Origin of the sequence: Paenarthrobacter sp. YJN-5, assembly GCF_015040095.1 — a bacterium.
GTDB classification, from domain to species: Bacteria; Actinomycetota; Actinomycetes; order Actinomycetales; family Micrococcaceae; genus Arthrobacter; species Arthrobacter ureafaciens.
Genome location: NZ_CP053544.1, coordinates 3,704,559 through 3,725,028 on the forward strand (window position 1 = coordinate 3,704,559; position 20,470 = coordinate 3,725,028).

The following is a 20,470-nucleotide window of genomic DNA, read 5'->3' on the forward strand; positions in this document are numbered from 1 at the left end:
ACAACTGTAAGCGCTTCCAAACATAACACCTCAACAGTGACAAGCGGGAACGCCCGGCGTGTCGGATCACTGGACGGAAAGGATGAGAATTATTGGAAGCGTTTACAATTCTTGGGTTTCCCTCATACGATGGTCCCCATGTCCGTTGATTCCTTGCTTACAGCCGAGGCCGTTGACCCAGCCTTCGCCACTTTGACGCCAGTCCACCGCGCCTCCACGGCACACGGATGGTGGCGCTCCGCTGTCATCTACCAGATTTATCCGCGCTCGTTTCGGGACCTCAACGGCGACGGCATTGGCGACCTCGCAGGCATCACAGCCGAGCTCCCGCAGCTCGCGGAGTTGGGCGTCGACGCCGTATGGTTGTCGCCGTTCTACAGGTCACCGCAACGGGATGCCGGCTACGACGTCAGCGACTATTGCGATGTGGACCCCCTGTTTGGTCGACTGGTCGACTTCGATGCCCTCATTGCCGAGGCGAACCGGCTGCAGTTGCGCGTCATTGCAGACATCGTCCCTAACCACTGCTCAGATCAGCATGTGGCCTTCCAAGCAGCAAAGGCCGCTCCCGCCAACAGTCCCGAACGGGACATGTTCATCTTCCGCGACGGCCTGGGACCGGAGGGGACCGAGCCGCCCAACAATTGGCAGTCCCACTTTGGCGGACCCGCATGGACACGCATTACAGAGCCGGACCGGCAGCCAGGGCAGTGGTACCTGCACCTCTTCGACTCGTCGCAGCCGGACTTCAACTGGCACAACCCTGCAGTCCATGCTGAGTTCGAACGCGTCCTGCGTTTCTGGCTGGACCGGGGCATCTCCGGATTCCGCGTGGACGTGGCCCACGCGCTCGTCAAAGCCCCCGGCCTGCCCGACTGGGGTGGACGCCCGGACGGAAACAGCACGGATGGCTTCCCGGGGCAGGATGCACCGATGTTCGGTCAGCCTGCCTTGCACGACATCTACCGCCGCTGGCGCTCCATCCTTGAGGAGTACGGCCCGGACCGCATCCTCTGCGCCGAGGCCAACGTGGATCCGCTCCCCCGCTTAGCGCAGTGGGTCAGGCATGACGAGATGCATCAGGCGTTCAACTTCCCCTTCCTGCACGCTGGCCTGGACGTGGATCGCCTGCGGCACATCGTCACCGATTCCCTTGTCTCACTGGACGCCGTCGGTGCGCCCAGCACCTGGGTGCTGTCCAACCACGACGTCGTGCGGCACGCTTCGCGCTTCGGTTACGACGGGCCAGGGCCCCGCGACGGCGACGGCATCGGACCCAGCGATCCGCAGCCCAACGAACAACTCGGACGACGACGGGCTGCTGCGGCTACCATGTTCATGCTCGGCTTGCCCGGTGGCGCCTACCTCTACCAGGGCGAAGAACTTGGCCTCCCGGATTCCACCAGCATTCCCGGCAGCCTCCGCCAGGATCCAGCCTTCGCCCGCACCGGTGGCGCACGGATCGGCCGGGATGGCTGCCGGGTCCCGCTACCATGGCGTTCTTCAGAGATGCACGCAGGGTTCGGCGCGGGCCGGGATCCTTGGCTCCCATTGCCCGAGTCGTGGAGCAATCTGGCGAGGGACAAGCAGCAGGCCGATCCGGCGTCGCACCTTAACCTCTACCGGGAAATGCTTGCCCAGCGCTCCACGCTCCAACTTGGCCGCGGGTCTCTGGCATGGGTGGAGGACTACTGCAGCCACACCTCGCTTGGATACCTCAACGGCAGCACGCTTGTGGTCATGAATGTTGGAACGGAACCGATGCCGCTTCCCGAAGGCGAGGTGCTGCTTCGCAGTTCGGCAGCGGACCGCAACGATCCATTAGGCTCGGGAGAGACCATCTGGCTCATCACCAGCTAACTTTTCCACCGAGGAGCGCCATGACCGGCATCAAGGACGTGGCCGAACGGGCAGGGCTCTCCGTTGCCACGGTTTCACGCGCCCTAAGCGGCAAGGGCAATGTCTCTGCATCCAGTCGCGAACGCGCCCGTGCCGCTGCTTCCGAACTCGGCTTTGTGCTGTCCTATCACGCATCGAGCCTGGCGTCCGGCCGCACCCACAACGTTGGCCTTGTGGTGCCCTCGGTGGACCGCTGGTTCTTTTCGGCGGTGATCGAAGGTGCCTCGGCGGCGCTGCTTGAAGCCGGCTACGACCTTACCCTGTACAACATCGGAGGGAATCCCGCACACCGTCATAGCGTCTTCAACGACTTCCTGCTGCGGAAGCGCGTGGACGCGGTCATCGCCGTTTCCTTGGAGCTCAGTGAGGACGAAATCCAGAAGCTCCTTGCCGTTCACCGGCCGCTCGTGGGAATCGGAGGTCCTCTGCCTGGCGCCTCCACCATCCGCATAGACGACTTCACCGTTGCTGAAAGGGCCACAAACCACCTGATCGGCCTGGGACACCGCAACATCGCCCACATGACCGGCAACGAGGCCTACGATCAGGACTTCAAACTGCCCGGCACGCGCCGTGGCGGCTTTGAAAAAGCAATGAACGACGCCGGCTGTACAGTCCGCCCCGACTGGATCATTGCGGCGGACTTCACCATTGAAGGCGCATACGCCGCCGCGCGGCAATTGCTCGGCGGCTCATCTGAACGGCCCACGGCGGTCTTCGCGGCGTCAGACGAAATGGCCATAGGCACCATACTGGCCGCCCGTGACTTCGGTCTTCGCATCCCGGATGATCTTTCGGTGATCGGCATTGATGGGCACGACCTCGGCAACGTCATGGGCCTGACCACGATTGACCAGGACGCAAAGGGACAGGGCGCGCTGGCGGTCCGGGCCCTCCTTGGTGCCATCAACAAGGGGCTGGAGCCGGAGCCCGCCGACACTGCACACCCCACCAAGCTTGTGGTGCGTACCAGCACTGCTGTTCCCAAGGCCAGCGAGACGCGGTAGCCGCCCTCTTGGGTGGTGTTGCTTCCCGAGCTTACATCAAGCCAGGCGGCGCTCCATGGTCAGCTCACGTTTGGTCTTGTCCTGGGGGAAGGGCTTGGACTCCCCCGTCAGTGAGAAACCATGGCGTTGATAGAAAGACAGCGCGCGGGCATTGTCCTCGTGGACGCCGAGCTCCAGCACGTGGGCCCCCAAGTCATGGGCAGCTGCATCGCAGCACGCCACCAGCAGCTCGTCAGCCAAGCCCAGCCCCCGGTATTCCGGTGCCACGTAGACGCTGATCAACACTGCGTGCAGTGAATTCCCCAACTTTTGCGGATGCGTCAGGGCTACGCGCATGAGGCCCCTGATCCGGCGGGCGGGGTTGTTTTCCTCCGCGATCAAGGTGACGCTACCGTCTCCCGACATCGCCTTGGCCCGTTCCTGCCACTGCGCATCGGTTTGCCGCCGCGCCGCATCCAGGCTCTCGATATACGCCATGGGAGTATCGGCCAGCATTTCCAACCGCACGGCTTTCAGTTGCTGCCAGTCCCCGGCAGTGAGCCGTCTGATCCCGGCCGTGGATGCACCCGCGCTAGGCAACGGCTCCGCCCATGAACCGTGAGTAGTTCGCCAGGACGCCCGGCCATCCTTCAGCGTAGGATTCGCGCGTAGCTTTGGGGTCTTCAGCGCCCTCCCAACCATCGTGCACCAGGCGCACTTCGGTTCCCCCGTCAACGGCCCTGAAGGCTACCAGAAGCTCAGTAGACCAGAGCGGGGTGCTGGCAGGATACCAACTGGTGTGGAAGGACATTGGGGGCTGCCAGTCGTCGATCGTGCCCCAGACCGATGTGCGGCCGTCCTCGGCTGTCTCGAGGATCATATTCTCCTCAAATTCCACATGCGAGCCTGCCCCGTAAACGCTGTGTTCGGCCATGGGCCACCACAGGTGCGGGTGGTCCGTAAATCCCATGAATGCGTGCTGAATGGTGGTGGGTACCACGGTAGTGAACACCAACGGCTCCAGGTCCTCCCCGCCTGCGTTGGCCGGTGTGGAGTCAGGCGTGGGGTGGCTGAAAAGACTTTCCATGACCACCAACTCTACCCGTGGTTTTCGGGGGTGGGTTTTAAATGCAGTGAGCCCCGACCGTCGTGGTCGGGGCTCACTGTGTAATTTATGTCCGGCGGTGTCCTACTCTCCCACACCCTCCCGGGTGCAGTACCATCGGCGCTGTGGGTCTTAGCTTCCGGGTTCGGAATGGGACCGGGCGTTTCCCCCACGCTATGACCGCCGTAACCTTGTTACCCGTCCCCCTGTGTGGGGGTGGGAAGTGTGTGTGGTTACAACTGTGGTGCTTGTTTAGTTGTGTTGTTGTGTTGTTGTTCCCGGGTTGTTGGTTGGGAACCACATAGTGGACGCGTGCAGTGTGTTGTGTGTGGTGTAAGTTGTTGGCCTATTAGTACCGGTCAGCTTCACGAGTCTTTAGTCCTCGCTTCCACATCCGGCCTATCAACCCAGTGGTCTGGCTGGGGGCCTCTCACACATAATGTGTTTGGAAATCTCATCTTGAAGCGAGCTTCCCGCTTAGATGCTTTCAGCGGTTATCCCATCCGAACGTAGCTAATCAGCGGTGCACTTGGCAGTACAACTGACACACCAGAGGTTCGTCCGTCCCGGTCCTCTCGTACTAAGGACAGCCTTTCTCAAATTTCCTGCGCGCGCAGCGGATAGGGACCGAACTGTCTCACGACGTTCTAAACCCAGCTCGCGTACCGCTTTAATGGGCGAACAGCCCAACCCTTGGGACCTACTCCAGCCCCAGGATGCGACGAGCCGACATCGAGGTGCCAAACCATGCCGTCGATATGGACTCTTGGGCAAGATCAGCCTGTTATCCCCGAGGTACCTTTTATCCGTTGAGCGACGGCCATTCCACAATGTACCGCCGGATCACTAGTCCCGACTTTCGTCCCTGCTTGAGATGTCTCTCTCACAGTCAAGCTCCCTTGTGCACTTACACTCGACACCTGATTGCCAACCAGGCTGAGGGAACCTTTGGGCGCCTCCGTTACTTTTTAGGAGGCAACCGCCCCAGTTAAACTACCCATCAGGCACTGTCCCTGACCCGGATCACGGGCCGAAGTTAGATGTCCAAAGTGACCAGAGTGGTATTTCAACGATGACTCCACCCGAACTGGCGTCCGGGTTTCAACGTCTCCCACCTATCCTACACAAGCCACTCCGAACACCAATACCAAACTATAGTAAAGGTCTCGGGGTCTTTCCGTCCTGCTGCGCGTAACGAGCATCTTTACTCGTACTGCAATTTCGCCGAGTTTATGGTTGAGACAGCGGGGAAGTCGTTACTCCATTCGTGCAGGTCGGAACTTACCCGACAAGGAATTTCGCTACCTTAGGATGGTTATAGTTACCACCGCCGTTTACTGGGGCTTAAATTCCCAGCTTCGCCCGCAAAGGGGCTAACCGGTCCTCTTAACCTTCCAGCACCGGGCAGGAGTCAGTCCGTATACATCGTCTTGCGACTTCGCACGGACCTGTGTTTTTAGTAAACAGTCGCTTCCCCCTGGTCTCTGCGGCCCACACCCGCTCCACAAAGCTAAGTCTGTATCACGGGGCAGGCCCCCCTTCTCCCGAAGTTACGGGGGCATTTTGCCGAGTTCCTTAACCATAATTCTCTCGATCGCCTTGGTATTCTCTACCTGATCACCTGTGTCGGTTTGGGGTACGGGCGGCTAAAACCTCGCGTCGATGCTTTTCTAGGCAGCATAGGATCACCGGATCCCCCCATGCGGGGGTCCCATCAGATCTCAGGATCGTGCTCGAAACACACAGGAACGGATTTGCCTATCCCTGACCCTACATCCTTGGACCGGGGCTACCATCGCCCGGCCCGGCTACCTTCCTGCGTCACACCTGTTAATACGCTTGCCTCCCGGGATCAGGTCCCAGCACCAGCCCAACCATCACACCACAAGTGGCGCAACAAGAAAGACCGGCGGTGGTTAGTATCCCCCGTTCAACATGGGCGGTTTTTCGCCGGTACGGGAATATCAACCCGTTGTCCATCGACTACGCCTGTCGGCCTCGCCTTAGGTCCCGACTTACCCAGGGCAGATTAGCTTGACCCTGGAACCCTTGATCATTCGGCGGACGGGTTTCTCACCCGTCTTTCGCTACTCATGCCTGCATTCTCACTCGTGTAGGCTCCACCGCTGGTTTACACCGCGACTTCACCGCCCACACGACGCTCCCCTACCCATCCACACCCCTGAACCACGAAGGCTAGGGTAATGCGTGAATGCCACAACTTCGGCGGTGTACTTGAGCCCCGCTACATTGTCGGCGCGGAATCACTTGACCAGTGAGCTATTACGCACTCTTTCAAGGATGGCTGCTTCTAAGCCAACCTCCTGGTTGTCTAAGCAACTCCACATCCTTTCCCACTTAGCACACGCTTAGGGGCCTTAGTTGGTGGTCTGGGCTGTTTCCCTCTCGACTATGAAGCTTATCCCCCACAGTCTCACTGCTGCGCTCTGACTTACCGGCATTCGGAGTTTGGCTGACGTCAGTAACCTTGTAGGGCCCATCGGCCATCCAGTAGCTCTACCTCCGGCAAGAAACACGCAACGCTGCACCTAAATGCATTTCGGGGAGAACCAGCTATCACGGAGTTTGATTGGCCTTTCACCCCTACCCACAGCTCATCCCCTCCATTTTCAACTGAAGTGGGTTCGGTCCTCCACGACGTCTTACCGTCGCTTCAACCTGGCCATGGGTAGATCACTCCGCTTCGGGTCTAGATCACGCCACTGAACACGCCCTGTTCAGACTCGCTTTCGCTACGGCTTCCCCACACGGGTTAACCTCGCGACGTAACACTAACTCGCAGGCTCATTCTTCAAAAGGCACGCCATCACACCCATACAACCCCGAAGGGCTGCAGATGCTCTGACGGATTGTAAGCACACGGTTTCAGGTACTGTTTCACTCCCCTCCCGGGGTACTTTTCACCTTTCCCTCACGGTACTGGTCCGCTATCGGTCATTAGGAAGTATTTAGGCTTATCAGGTGGTCCTGACAGATTCACACGGGATTTCTCGGGCCCCGTGCTACTTGGGATCCTCTCCAAAGGCGGTGCCACACATTACGGTTACGGGACTCACACCCTCTCTGGCCGGCCTTTCAAGACCGTTCACCTATACGCACACCCACACCCCACCGGTCCGGCAGAACCAGCACGGAAAGTCCCACAACCCCGCCCACGCAACGCCCGCCGGCTATCACACATGGAACGGTTTAGCCTCATCCGCGTTCGCTCGCCACTACTAACGGAATCACTCTTGTTTTCTCTTCCTGCGGGTACTGAGATGTTTCACTTCCCCGCGTTCCCCCCACGCACCCTATGAATTCAGGCACGGGTCACACAATCACCTTGCAGCGTTGTGCGGGGTTTCCCCATTCGGACATCCTGGGATCACCGCTCGGTTATCAACTCCCCCAGGCTTATCGCAGATTCCTACGTCCTTCTTCGGCTCCTAATGCCAAGGCATCCACCGTGCGCCCTTAAAAACTTGACCACACAAAACCACAACCCAAACAGGCTGCGGCTGATGCACTCAATCAATTCGAGAGAACCACGACCACAAAAGGGCCAGGTTCATTCATCAAAGAAATTGCTAGAACACACAACCCACACCCCCAAAAGAGTGCAGGACCATGTGTCCAGATGCTCGCGTCCACTATGTAGTTCTCAAACAACAACCCCGTCAACCACACCCACCCCACACAAACACGAGGGGGTGCCGGCCGCAGGAACAACAAGAAACACCAAGGATTCCCTGCATTGCTGCAAAAAGGCCCTGTTGCCTCAGGACCCAACAGTGCGCCAAACACAACCCGGCAACCAACACCCCGGACCGCTTTCCCAACAACCCCCCCACACACAAAAGTGCGAAAAGAGGGCCGCCGTACTCACGCCAGGACACCACCACCAACAGGCCATGCCAAAAAACTTGATTTGCTGATATTCCACCCATGAGCACCCACCGCAGAACAGACGCCTGCGCAATGGGCAACACTGACAACCCCGGAACCCGCCCATGCAGGCAGACCCGGACGCCGTTAGCAGCTCCTTAGAAAGGAGGTGATCCAGCCGCACCTTCCGGTACGGCTACCTTGTTACGACTTAGTCCCAATCGCCGGTCCCACCTTCGACGGCTCCCCCCACAAGGGTTAGGCCACCGGCTTCGGGTGTTACCAACTTTCGTGACTTGACGGGCGGTGTGTACAAGGCCCGGGAACGTATTCACCGCAGCGTTGCTGATCTGCGATTACTAGCGACTCCGACTTCATGGGGTCGAGTTGCAGACCCCAATCCGAACTGAGACCGGCTTTTTGGGATTAGCTCCACCTCACAGTATCGCAACCCTTTGTACCGGCCATTGTAGCATGCGTGAAGCCCAAGACATAAGGGGCATGATGATTTGACGTCGTCCCCACCTTCCTCCGAGTTGACCCCGGCAGTCTCCTATGAGTCCCCGGCCGAACCGCTGGCAACATAGAACGAGGGTTGCGCTCGTTGCGGGACTTAACCCAACATCTCACGACACGAGCTGACGACAACCATGCACCACCTGTAAACCGGCCGCAAGCGGGGCACCTGTTTCCAGGTCTTTCCGGTCCATGTCAAGCCTTGGTAAGGTTCTTCGCGTTGCATCGAATTAATCCGCATGCTCCGCCGCTTGTGCGGGCCCCCGTCAATTCCTTTGAGTTTTAGCCTTGCGGCCGTACTCCCCAGGCGGGGCACTTAATGCGTTAGCTACGGCGCGGAAAACGTGGAATGTCCCCCACACCTAGTGCCCAACGTTTACGGCATGGACTACCAGGGTATCTAATCCTGTTCGCTCCCCATGCTTTCGCTCCTCAGCGTCAGTTACAGCCCAGAGACCTGCCTTCGCCATCGGTGTTCCTCCTGATATCTGCGCATTTCACCGCTACACCAGGAATTCCAGTCTCCCCTACTGCACTCTAGTCTGCCCGTACCCACTGCAGAACCGGAGTTGAGCCCCGGTCTTTCACAGCAGACGCGACAAACCGCCTACGAGCTCTTTACGCCCAATAATTCCGGATAACGCTTGCGCCCTACGTATTACCGCGGCTGCTGGCACGTAGTTAGCCGGCGCTTCTTCTGCAAGTACCGTCACCCCCAAAGAGGGCTTCTTCCCTACTGAAAGAGGTTTACAACCCGAAGGCCGTCATCCCTCACGCGGCGTCGCTGCATCAGGCTTTCGCCCATTGTGCAATATTCCCCACTGCTGCCTCCCGTAGGAGTCTGGGCCGTGTCTCAGTCCCAGTGTGGCCGGTCACCCTCTCAGGCCGGCTACCCGTCGTCGCCTTGGTAGGCCATTACCCCACCAACAAGCTGATAGGCCGCGAGTCCATCCAAAACCACAAAAAGCTTTCCACCCCCCACCATGCGATGAGGAGTCATATCCGGTATTAGACCCAGTTTCCCAGGCTTATCCCAGAGTCAAGGGCAGGTTACTCACGTGTTACTCACCCGTTCGCCACTAATCCCCGGCGCAAGCACCGGATCATCGTTCGACTTGCATGTGTTAAGCACGCCGCCAGCGTTCATCCTGAGCCAGGATCAAACTCTCCGTTCAAAAACAAAAAACGAAACACAACCACCCCCACCGGAAATCACGGCAAGAAGCAGCTGCAAATCTGAAACCAGCTGAAAACCAAACCACCACACACGGGGGTGCGCAATGGCCCGGCAAAAATTCAACCAATCAAAAAACAATCGGTATCAACAAACTTGGCACACTATTGAGTTCTCAAACAACAGACACTTACCGGCACCACCACCAACCAAAGGCCAGCAGATCGCTCCGGAGCAACTTTTCAAAAGTACCCGCTGAACTCCTCCGAGTCAAATCGGCGATTCTGACTTCATTTTTCACCTTGCGGCTACTTGATGTTTTCCTTGCGGTAACTTGTCAGATCGCGATCTCCGCTCGGGGACCAGCGCGGGAATTAACTATACCCCCGCTCCGCCCAGAACGCAAAGCGTCCGCGAGCGCGGGTCCCACTCGGGCGGGAAACCCCGCAAACTCAAGGAAAAGGACCCGCATCCATGGATGCGGGTCCTTCTCCTCACGCAGCACGGCCAGTCACCGCGGACCTGGGTCGCGATGAACGGGACCCGCGCCTGTCCTACTCAGCCACCATGAACCACGAAGCGCCCAGCGGCGGGAGCGTGACCTTCAGTGCGGCTGGTTGACCATCCGCACCCGGAGTGGTCGCTTCCAGGGCGCCGTTGTTTACGACTCCCGAACCGCCGTAGCTTTCGGCATCGGTGTTCACCACTTCGGTCCATTCACCGGCGGACGGCACCCCAAGAACGTAGTCCTGGTGCGGGGCGCCGGAGAAGTTGACTGCACAGACGACGGCTTTGCCTTCACGGTCGTACCGGATGAAGGAGAGGACGTTGTGTTGGGCATCGCCGCCGTTGATCCACTGGAATCCGGCAGGGTCATTGTCCTGCACATGCAATGCCGGGGTAGCCGCGTACAACTCGTTGAGGTCCTTGATCAGCAACTGCAGCCCACGGTGCGCGGGGATGTCGGCAAGGAACCAATCCAGGCCGTACTGTTCCGACCACTCGGCTTCCTGGCCGAATTCCGTGCCCATGAAGATGAGCTGCTTGCCCGGGTGTGCCCACTGGTACGCAAAGAAGGCACGCAGGTTGGCCAGCTGCTGCCACCGGTCGCCCGGCATCTTGCGCAGCATGGAACCCTTCCCGTGCACCACCTCGTCATGGCTGATGGGCAACAGGAAGTTCTCCGAGAAGGCGTACACCAAGGAGAACGTGATGGTGCCGTGGTGCCATTGGCGGTTGATCGGATCCTCGGCGATGTACTTGAGCGAGTCGTGCATCCAGCCCATGTTCCATTTGAGCCCGAAGCCGAGGCCGCCGTGGTTGGTCGGTGCCGTCACGCCGGGGAAGGCAGTGGATTCTTCGGCAATGGTCACGGCTCCCGGATGGGTCTTGTACACCGTGGCGTTGACTTCCTGCATGAAGGAAATCGCTTCGAGGTTCTCGCGGCCGCCAAACTTGTTGGGCCGCCACTGCCCCTCTTCCCGTGAGTAGTCCAGGTAGATCATGGAGGCGACCGCATCGACGCGGAGACCGTCAATGTGGAATTCGTCCAGCCAGTAGAGGGCGTTGGCTACCAGGAAGTTGCGGACCTCGCGCCGGCCGAAGTCGAAGATCAGCGTTCCCCAGTCCGGGTGCTCCCCCAGCGCAGGATCCGAATGTTCGTAGAGCGGTTGGCCGTCGAACTGGGCAAGTGCCCACGAGTCTTTCGGGAAGTGCGCGGGAACCCAGTCCAGCAGCACGCCGATCCCGGCTTGGTGGAGGGAGTCCACCAGGAAGCGGAATTCATCGGGATGGCCGAACCGCGAGGTGGGGGCAAAGTAGGACGTGACCTGGTAGCCCCATGAACCACCGAAGGGGTGTTCGGCTACCGGCATGAACTCCACGTGGGTGAACCCGAGCCACTTGACGTAGTCCACCAGCTCCTTGGCCAGTTCCTTGTAGCCAAGGCCCAGACGCCACGAACCAAGGTGTACTTCGTAGACGCTCATCGGGGAGTTGTGCGGATCCTTGGCGGCACGCGCAGCCATCCACTCCGAATCTTTGAAGCGGTAGCTGGAATCGACCACGCGGGACGCAGTCAGCGGCGGGACCTCGGTACCGAAAGCAAGGGGGTCTGCCTTCTCCACCCAGTGCCCGGACCGGGTCAGGATCTCGAATTTGTAGCACGCCCCTGCTACAACGCCCGGAATGAAGACTTCCCACACGCCGGATGAGCCCAGGGAGCGCAGCGCATGCTGCCGGCCGTCCCAGCCGTTGAAATCACCGATGACCCGCACGGCCTGCGCATTGGGAGCCCATACGGCGAAGGACACGCCATGCACATCGCCCAAGGACGTGCGGTAGTTCTGGATATGGGCGCCCAGAACGTCCCAGAGGCGCTCGTGCCGTCCTTCGCCAATCAGGTGCAGATCCACTTCTCCCACCGTGGGCAGGTAGTGGTACGGGTCATCAACGGTGACGGAATCGGCGTCGTACTCCACTTCCAGACGGTAGTCCGGCACGTGGCCGGGCTGGAGCGGCTCCAGGACCGCCACCCACACACCATGGGCTTCGTGTTCCATGGGGGTGCGCCCGGCCTCGGTCACCACTGTCACCGACTTGGCCAGGTGCTTGACCGAGCGGACGGTGACGTGACCGTGGTCGTCAAGGTGTGCGCCCAGGACCGAGTGGGGCGCGTGGTGGGCGCCGGCTGCCACACGGGCCAAGGTCTCGGCATCCACCTGCCGGGGAACGCGGGGCCGTTCGGTGCGTGCAGAGCCAGTCATGTCATTACCTTCCGCTGTAGCCGCGGGCGTGCCGCGGTCCGTGTTATCAAGGATGTGCCGTGCCGCGTTGACCGGGATGGCTAACCAACCCGGCCGGTTCCGCAACTCATAGACCACCTCGTACAAGGCCTTGTCCAGCCACAATGCCACAAAGAGCGGTGAGCTGCGGTCAATGGCTCCGGGATTGACTTCCGCGTACCCGGCCAGGAAGGCCTCGGCGCAGTCATCCACCCAGGAGTCGGGCACTGCAGCTTCCGCGTTTTCGCGGATTGCCGCTCCTGCGGCATAGTCGAAGGAGCGCAGCATGCCTACAACGTCCCGCAACGGGAGGTCCGGCATATTGCGTTCGTCGATGGTCCGGAGCGGCTCGCCTTCGAAATCGAGGATGGCCCAGCGTCCCGGCTTCCCTCCGGCCTCCGGAACCCGGAGGATCTGGCCGAGGTGAAGGTCGCCGTGGACGCGTTGCAGCTGGCCTACGGCGTTGTCGTCGAGGGTCGCCAACAGCTCTTCAAGCCTTTGGTCGTAAGGCCCGACGGCGGTTGCCGCCTCAGCCCACGAGGCCCGGACCCGCCGTGCGAGCGTTGCGATGATCTCCGGGCCCTTTTCCTGGCCGGGGGAAGTCCCAAAGGTCCCGGCCAGCCTTGCGTGGACCGTGGCGGTGGCAGCTCCGAGCCCGTGGGCTTCGGCGGTGAAGTCAGTACCGGAACCCGCTGCCTCTACGGCCAGTCGCCAGGCGTCCTGTCCGCCGCGGAGGAATTCGTGGGCAACCGTGAGTTCGCCTCCCGCAGCCTCACCCTGTGCGTGCCACGAACCGGTGATCCAGCCGAGGGTTGCCGGAACTTCCCCCGTTTCGGCGGCGGTCAGGGCCGCGCCCAGCTCCACTTCCGGATTCTTCCCGGCCGCGAGCACCCGGAAGATCTTCACGATGGACGCCGAGTCACCGTCGTCCACGATCACAGACGTATTGGACTGTTCACCGGAGAGCACCTTCACGGACGTTGGGTTGTCCGGCAGGGTCAGGCGGCCGGCGGCGAGGTGGCCGCGTGCTGCCCCCTCTCCCGCTGTGCTTTCGGCGCGCATGAGTTCCAGCCAACCCTTGATGAAGGCTTCATCGAAGGCGGCGTCGTACACCAGCCGGAGCCCACCCCCGGGCTGCGTCACCTCACCGATAAGAGCTTCGGGGGCGTCCGCCAGCGGTTGGCTGTGGAAGCTCAACGGAACCTGCACGACGTCGGTCCGCGGGCCGCCGTCGGCCGTCTTGTAAGTGACGGCAAGCAGCAGGACTTCCACTGCATCCGCCCCGCCCGGTTCCGGAAGGGCGAAACCACCTGCACGCTCCAGGTCGAATTCCGGACTCTTGACCGGAAACCAGCGCCTCGTGGGGAGCCAGCCGCGCAGAAGGCTTTCAATTGAGGGGTCCAACGTTCCCTTGCTCATCTCATCCTTTCGTCGACACCACTGGGATCGCCTGCGTCATAGGCGACGAGGGATTGGAAAATGCGGAGCGGAGCCTTAGCCAGTAGAAGGCGTGGCTCCCCAACATCACAGTCAGCTGGCCGTTGTCACCCACGGCCGGGAAGGGTTGGCCGCCAAAGATGTCCCTGAAGCCGCGGCCGGCGAACTCAGGGAGGTCCAGGGTGGCCGCTACGGGATGCTGCGAAAGATTGAAGACGCACAGAATCGTCTGTGCCGTTTCCCCTTCCTCATTTCCTGGAGCGAGTTCCCGTACGTACGCCAGCACGGCCTCGTGGTCGGCCTCGATGTGGCGGAAGTTGCCCAACCCGAACACCGGATGGTTCTTCCGGACGCTCAGGATCTGGCGCGTCCAGCGCAACAGCGAGCCGGAATGGGCGGCCTGGGCCTCCACGTTGGCCATGGCGAAGTTGTAAACCAGCGACTGGATGATCGGCAGGTACAGCTTGCCGGGGTCTGCGTTGGAGAATCCTGCGTTGCGGTCCGGGTTCCACTGCATCGGCGTGCGCACGGCATCGCGGTCATCGAGCCAGATGTTGTCACCCATCCCGATTTCGTCGCCGTAGTAGAGGAACGGACTGCCCGGCAGGGAGAGCAGAAGGGCGTTGATTAATTCGATTTCGGCCCGGGAGTTGTCCAGCAATGGTGCCAGCCGGCGTCGGATACCGATGTTGGCCCGCATCCGGGGATCCGGGGCGTACCAGCCGAGCATCGCTGCCCGCTCGTCGGACCTCACCATTTCCAAGGTCAGTTCGTCGTGGTTGCGGAGGAAGGTGCCCCACTGCGCTCCCCGCGGAATCCTGGGTGTATCCCGCAAGGTCTCGATGATCGGGGCGGCCTTCTGGTCACGCAGCGCGTAGTACAGCCTGGGCATGATGGGAAAGTGGAACGCCATGTGGCATTCGGGCGCTTCCTCGGTTCCGAAGTACTCCACCACTTCATGCGGGGGCTGGTTTGCCTCGGCGATGATCACCCGGCCCGGGTAGCTTTCGTCCACCATCCGCCTCAGGTCCTGCAGGAAGGTGTGGGTCTGCGGAAGGTTCTCGCAGTTGGTGCCCTCTTCCTCATAGAGGTAGGGAATGGCATCTGCCCTGAAGCCGTCGATCCCCTGGTCCAGCCAGAAACGGACAACATCGTGCAGGGCGTCGATGACGGCCGGGTTCTCGAAGTTCAGGTCCGGCTGGTGGCTGAAGAAGCGGTGCCAGAAGAATTGCCGGCGGATGGGATCAAAGGTCCAGTTGGATTCTTCGGTGTCCACGAAGATGATCCGCGCGTCCTGGTACTTCTCGTCGGTGTCGCTCCACACGTAGAAATCTCCGTAAGGGCCGGTGGGGTCCTTACGGGATTCCTGGAACCAGGGGTGCTGGTCCGAAGTGTGGTTCAGCGGAAGGTCGATGATGACCCGAACGCCGCGGGCGTGCGCTTCGGCCACCAGGCGCTTGAAATCGCTGATGGTCCCGAACTCGTCCAGCACTGAGGTGTAGTCGGCGATGTCATAACCGCCGTCACGCAACGGCGATTGGAAGAACGGCGGCAGCCACAGGCAATCGACGCCCAGCCATTGCAGGTAGTCCAACTTGTCGATCAGGCCCTGGAAGTCACCGGAGCCGTCACCGTTGGCATCCGCAAAGGCCCGAACCAGTACCTCGTAGAACACAGCTTTGCGGTACCAGTGTGGATCATGCTGGAGACCGGGAGCGTTCAGCTCGAAGGTGTTCTTCGGAGTGAAGTACTGGCTCGGGTTTTGCGGAGAAAAACTCACTAAGGCTGCCTCCGGATGCTGAGCACGTGGGCCGGCTCAACGTGGGCGTCCAGCCGGACGTAGTTGTGTTCGCCCCATTCCCAGCTTTGTCCGCTGATGAGGTCGTCCACCCAGTAACGGCCCTGGTCGTTGAAGTCTCCGGGATCGAGCTGCAGCGCGGCGAGGTCCAGCGAAACCGTGCTCTCCCGCGTGCTGTGCGGATCCACGTTGACCACCACGATCAAAGTGTCCTTGCGGCCGTCCGGCAGCGTCTTGTGCTTGGAGTACACAACGGTTGCATCGTCCGTGCTCCGGTGCAGTGTCAGGTTCTGCAAATCGCCCAGGGCCGGGTGGTCCTTGCGGATGGTGTTGAGCCGGGTGATGTAGGGGGCCAGCGTGTGGCCGGACGCCGCAGCACCCTCCCAGTCACGTGCCTTGTACTCGTACTTTTCGTTGTCGATGTACTCTTCGGCACCGGGCCTGGCAACGTGCTCATACAGCTCGTAACCGGCGTAGACGCCCCATAGCGGGCTGGCGGTGGAGGCGAGGACGGCACGGATCTTGAAAGCGGCAGGGCCGCCGTACTGCAGGTACTCGGTGAGGATGTCCGGAGTGTTCACGAAGAAATTCGGGCGGAAGAACGCCGGGGTCTCGTGGCTGACCTCGTGGAAGTACTCCTCGATTTCTGTCTTGGTGTTCCGCCACGTGAAGTACGTGTACGACTGCTGGAATCCCGCCCGTCCCAGGGCGTGCATCATGGGCGGCCGGGTGAACGCCTCCGCGAGGAAAACCACCTCGGGATTGCGCTTGTTGATCTTTCCGATCAGCCATTCCCAGAACCAGACCGGCTTGGTGTGCGGATTGTCCACGCGGAAAATCTTCACGCCGTGGCTGATCCACAACTGGACGATGCGCAGGATCTCCTTGGAGAGGCCGGCGGGATCATTGTCGAAGTTGAGGGGGTAGATGTCCTGGTACTTCTTCGGCGGGTTTTCCGCGTAGGCAATGGAGCCGTCCACCCGGGTGGTGAACCATTCCGGATTCGACTCGACCCATGGGTGGTCAGGAGCGGCCTGCAGGGCCAGGTCCAGTGCCACCTCAAGGCCAAGCTCATTGGCACGCGCAACGAACGCGTCGAAGTCCTCGAAAGTCCCCAGATCAGGATGGATGGCGTCGTGGCCTCCGTCCTTGGAACCGATGGCCCACGGCGAGCCGGGATCCTGCGGACCCGGCGTCAGGGTGTTGTTGCGGCCCTTCCGGTGCTGGAAACCAATGGGGTGGATGGGCGGCAGGTAGATAACGTCGAACCCCATGCCGGCAACGGCATCCAGCCGCTGGGCCGCGGTGCGGAAGTTGCCGGAAGTCCATACGCCGGTGGCGTGGTCCAGGACCGCACCTTCGGAGCGGGGGAAGAATTCGTACCACGAGCCACGACCGGCAAGGTCCCGTTCCACCTTGAGCGGGAACTGCTCGGAAACCGTCACCAGTTCACGGATGGGAACACGCCCGACGGCGGCCAGCACCTCGCGGCTGAAACCGGCGGCAAGGCGCTCCTCGGGTGACTTGGTGGTATCCGCCAGCACGACTGACGCGGCACGCAAGGTGCGCTTTTCCGCGGCGCTGCGTCCGGCGTCGTCCCCTGCCGCCTCGGCGAGGAGCACGGAACCTTCAGTGAGCATGAGCTCCACGTCGATCCCGGCGGCAACCTTCACCTCGGCGTTGTGGTGCCAAGTGCCGTACCGGTCGTGCCAGGCTTCGATAACGAACGACCAGGCTCCCACACCGGTGGGGGTCAGGTGGCCCTCCCAGCGGTCCAGGCCCTTCCAGCGTTCCTCCTGGGAAGGGGCCAGCCGGACCCGCTGGCGTTCCTTGCCCCTGGGATCCAGGAGCACAGCGGAAACGCCGAGCTGATCATGTCCTTCCCGGAATACCGTGGCAGAAACCCGGAGGTCTTCCCCGGGCAATGCCTTTGCCGGGAAACGGCCCCCGTCCACCACCGGCTGGACAGCCGTGATGGGGAACCGGCCGAAGCGAAGTCCGTCGGTGATGTCCGTTTTTGTCTTGGATTTCAGAGCGGTGCTGGTTCGCTGGATATTCGTCACAAGCACGACGTTACTGACAAAAATCACAGAATGCTAAGCACACGACCTATATTCGGCGCGCTCATGTCTTTTACCTAAAAGAAACCCAAAGCGGTTCCGACTGTCATGGGAGTCGGTTAGTGTGGCGCTCGTGAAGGCAATCCGAAGGTTTACAGTCCGTACCGTCCTCCCTGAGCCCATCAGGCCATTAGCCCGTTTGGCAACGAACTTGCGTTGGTCATGGCACCGGCCCACGCGGGAACTTTTTGCAGGGCTCAACCCTGCGCTGTGGGAAGACGCGCAGCATGATCCCATTGCCTTGCTTGGGTCCATCAGCCGGGAACAGCTTCAGGACCTGGCCGCGGACGGAGAGCTCGTGGCGCGCGTGCAGGAAGCCGCGGCGGACTTGGACCGTTACCTCAGCGAGCCGCGCTGGTACCAAAGCCTGGGCGACGACGCGCCCAAGTGCATCGCCTATTTCTCCCCCGAATTCGGCATCACCGAGGTACTCCCGCAGTACTCCGGCGGCCTCGGCATCCTTGCCGGCGACCACCTCAAAGCCGCATCCGACCTCGGCGTCCCGCTGATCGGCGTCGGCCTCCTCTACCAGGCCGGCTACTTCAAGCAGTCACTCTCCCGCGATGCCTGGCAGCAGGAAACGTACCCCGTTCTGGACCCTGACGGGCTGCCCCTGACACTCCTGCGCCACCCCGCAAAGGACGGCGGCCAGGGCAAGGCCGTGCAGATTTCCCTGCCGCTGCCCAACGGACGCGAGCTGCATGCGCACGTCTGGCGTGCCGACGTCGGACGCGTGCCCCTGCTGCTGCTGGACTCCAACGTACCCTCCAACGACGAAGCCGCCCGCGGCATCACGGACCGCCTGTACGGCGGAGGCGGCGACCACCGCCTCCAGCAGGAGCTCCTGCTCGGCATGGGCGGCGTGAAGGCCCTGCGCGTCTACCAGGAACTGACCGGCACGCCCGCGCCGGAAGTCTTCCACACGAACGAAGGCCACGCCGGGTTCCTCGGTATTGAGCGGATCCAGGAAGCCATGTCCGATCCCGCTGATCCGCTCAGCTGGGAAGAGGCACTCGCCGCCGGCCGCGCCTCCACCGTCTTCACTACCCACACACCGGTGCCCGCGGGGATCGACCGCTTCGAAGCGGTCCAGATCAAGCACTTCTTCGAAGGGGGCCTCGCCCCTGCCGTCCCGGTGGAGCGGATCCTGGAGCTCGGCCGGGAAAACTACGACGGCGGCAACCCTGCGGTTTTCAACATGGCTGTCATGGGCCTGCGCCTGGCGCAGCGCGCCAACGGCGTAGCGAAGCTTCACGGCGTTGTTTCCCGCCAGATGTTTGCAGGCCTGTGGCCGGGATTCGACCACTCCGAGGTGCCCATCGCCTCCGTCACCAACGGCGTCCACGTTCCCACCTGGGTGGACCCGCGGATCTCTTCCCTTGTCCGCAGCCAGTTCGGCGCGGAAGCCGAAGCGATGGGGCGCTGGGACCTCGCCTACAACGTCAGTGACGAGGATGTGTGGGCGCTTCGCCGCGAACTCCGCGTCCAGCTGATCGAGGATGTCCGCCGCCGCCTGCGCGCCTCTTGGAAGAAGCGGGGCGCCGCCGACGCCGAACTCGGCTGGACCGCGAAAGTCCTGGATCCGGACGTGCTGACCATCGGCTTCGCCCGCCGTGTTCCCACTTACAAGCGCCTCACCCTGATGCTGCGTGACCCCAAGCGGCTCAAGGCCCTGCTCCTTGACCCGAAGCACCCCATCCAGTTGGTCATCGCGGGCAAGTCGCACCCGGCCGACGATGCAGGAAAGAAAATGATCCAGGACCTGGTCCGGTTCACGGACGACCCCGAAGTGCGCCACAGGATCGTCTTCCTGCCCAACTACGACATCGCCATGGCGCGAACCCTGTTCCCGGGATGCGACGTCTGGCTCAACAACCCCCTCCGCCCCCTGGAGGCGTGCGGCACGTCCGGGATGAAGGCGGCCATCAACGGCTCGCTGAACCTGTCCGTGTTGGACGGTTGGTGGGACGAAATGTACGACGGCGAGAACGGCTGGGCGATCCCCACGGCCAACAACGGCGCCTCCGCCGACGAACGTGACGACATCGAAGCCGCAGCCCTCTACGAGCTCCTCGAAACCCAGGTAGCACCCCGTTTCTATGGCACCACCGTGTCCCAAGGTGCCGGGGCTGCAGGGCCTTCCGAGTCCAGCACGGAGAAGATCCCCACCCATTGGGTTTCGATGATCAAGCACACCCTGGCCAACCTCGGTCCGGCTGTCTCCGCCGAACGCATGCTCCACGACTACGTCAACAACCTCTACTGCCCGGCAGCCGTGTCCGGTCGGAGGGCCTCTGCGGACTCGTACAGGGAGGCGAAGGAACTCGCAGCCTGGACCACCAAGGTCCGGAACGCCTGGCCCGAGGTTGTAGTGGAACACGTCGATTCGGTGGGTCTCTCCGAGGAACCCCAAGTAGGCGACACCCTCCAGGTCAACGCGTACATCGCCCTGAACAACCTCGCACCCGAAGACGTCGCCGTGGAGGTGGCCTTCGGACGGGCCGAAGAAAGCGATGAACTCGAAGACATTGTGGTTGCCGAACTGGACCCCAAGGAAGACCTCGGCCACGGACGCCATCTCTTCCACGGATCGCTGGTCATCAACCGCTCAGGCTCCTTCGGCTACACCGTTCGGGTGTTCCCGAAGCATTCAGCGTTGGCTTCCAAGGCTGAACTTGGGTTGATCGCGAACGCTTAGTAAATAGACCCATAGGCCCAACACGTCGCTGGCCCGCATTTCCATTGTTCGGAAGCGGGCCAGCCT

At 61.4% G+C, this 20,470-nt stretch carries 8 protein-coding genes and 3 rRNA genes; 3 read left to right on the plus strand and 8 right to left on the minus strand.

The annotated features are described in order from the left end of the window. The first annotated feature begins 138 nt into the window (after positions 1-138). Both HMI59_RS17180 and HMI59_RS17185 read left to right on the plus strand, forming a co-directional pair. Positions 139-1,860: a glycoside hydrolase family 13 protein gene (locus HMI59_RS17180; RefSeq protein WP_193591985.1), complete on the plus strand. Its 1,722-nt coding sequence runs from the start codon at positions 139-141 to the stop codon at positions 1,858-1,860. A gap of 20 nt (positions 1,861-1,880) precedes the next feature. Further along, positions 1,881-2,906, plus strand: coding sequence for a LacI family DNA-binding transcriptional regulator (locus HMI59_RS17185; RefSeq protein WP_193591986.1), 1,026 nt, complete (start codon positions 1,881-1,883; stop codon positions 2,904-2,906). 36 nt (positions 2,907-2,942) lie between these two features. Here HMI59_RS17185 and HMI59_RS17190 read toward each other — a convergent pair whose 3' ends face one another. The 8 genes from HMI59_RS17190 to HMI59_RS17225 form a co-directional block, all read right to left on the minus strand. Beyond that, positions 2,943-3,485, minus strand: coding sequence for a GNAT family N-acetyltransferase (locus tag HMI59_RS17190; protein ID WP_227471435.1), 543 nt, complete (start codon positions 3,483-3,485; stop codon positions 2,943-2,945). After that, positions 3,478-3,972: an SRPBCC domain-containing protein gene (locus HMI59_RS17195; protein WP_193591988.1), complete on the minus strand. Its 495-nt coding sequence runs from the start codon at positions 3,970-3,972 to the stop codon at positions 3,478-3,480. The genes HMI59_RS17190 and HMI59_RS17195 overlap by 8 nt, the downstream gene beginning before the upstream one ends. Positions 3,973-4,061: 89 nt before the next feature. Beyond that, positions 4,062-4,178, minus strand: a 5S ribosomal RNA gene (gene rrf, locus HMI59_RS17200). Between the two features lie 140 nt (positions 4,179-4,318). Then, positions 4,319-7,481, minus strand: a 23S ribosomal RNA gene (locus HMI59_RS17205). Between the two features lie 559 nt (positions 7,482-8,040). Then, a 16S ribosomal RNA gene (locus HMI59_RS17210) occupies positions 8,041-9,569 on the minus strand. Together the 16S, 23S and 5S rRNA genes form the textbook arrangement of a ribosomal RNA operon. Before the next feature lie 553 nt (positions 9,570-10,122). Beyond that, positions 10,123-13,770, minus strand: coding sequence for a 1,4-alpha-glucan branching enzyme (locus HMI59_RS17215; protein ID WP_193591989.1), 3,648 nt, complete (start codon positions 13,768-13,770; stop codon positions 10,123-10,125). 1 nt (position 13,771) lies between these two features. Continuing rightward, the gene (gene treS / locus HMI59_RS17220) at positions 13,772-15,568 is read right to left on the minus strand and encodes a maltose alpha-D-glucosyltransferase (RefSeq protein WP_021474282.1); all 1,797 of its coding nucleotides are present in this window, start codon (positions 15,566-15,568) and stop codon (positions 13,772-13,774) included. After that, entirely contained in the window at positions 15,568-17,649 is a 2,082-nt protein-coding gene (locus HMI59_RS17225) for an alpha-1,4-glucan--maltose-1-phosphate maltosyltransferase (protein WP_370583516.1), read from the minus strand. Before HMI59_RS17225 ends, treS begins: the two co-directional genes overlap by 1 nt. A gap of 130 nt (positions 17,650-17,779) precedes the next feature. Between HMI59_RS17225 and glgP the strand changes: the two genes are divergently transcribed. Next, the gene (glgP, locus tag HMI59_RS17230) at positions 17,780-20,404 is read left to right on the plus strand and encodes an alpha-glucan family phosphorylase (RefSeq protein ID WP_193591991.1); all 2,625 of its coding nucleotides are present in this window, start codon (positions 17,780-17,782) and stop codon (positions 20,402-20,404) included. Positions 20,405-20,470 lie beyond the last annotated feature (66 nt).

What these genes read in the sequence shown, in the direction of transcription:
- HMI59_RS17180 (WP_193591985.1), top strand. Translation starts at nt 139, where the DNA reads ATGTCCGTTGATTCCTTGCTTACAGCCGAGGCCGTTGACCCAGCCTTC.
- HMI59_RS17185 (WP_193591986.1), top strand. Translation starts at nt 1,881, where the DNA reads ATGACCGGCATCAAGGACGTGGCCGAACGGGCAGGGCTCTCCGTTGCC.
- HMI59_RS17195 (WP_193591988.1), bottom strand. Translation starts at nt 3,972, where the DNA reads ATGGAAAGTCTTTTCAGCCACCCCACGCCTGACTCCACACCGGCCAAC.
- HMI59_RS17215 (WP_193591989.1), bottom strand. Translation starts at nt 13,770, where the DNA reads ATGAGCAAGGGAACGTTGGACCCCTCAATTGAAAGCCTTCTGCGCGGC.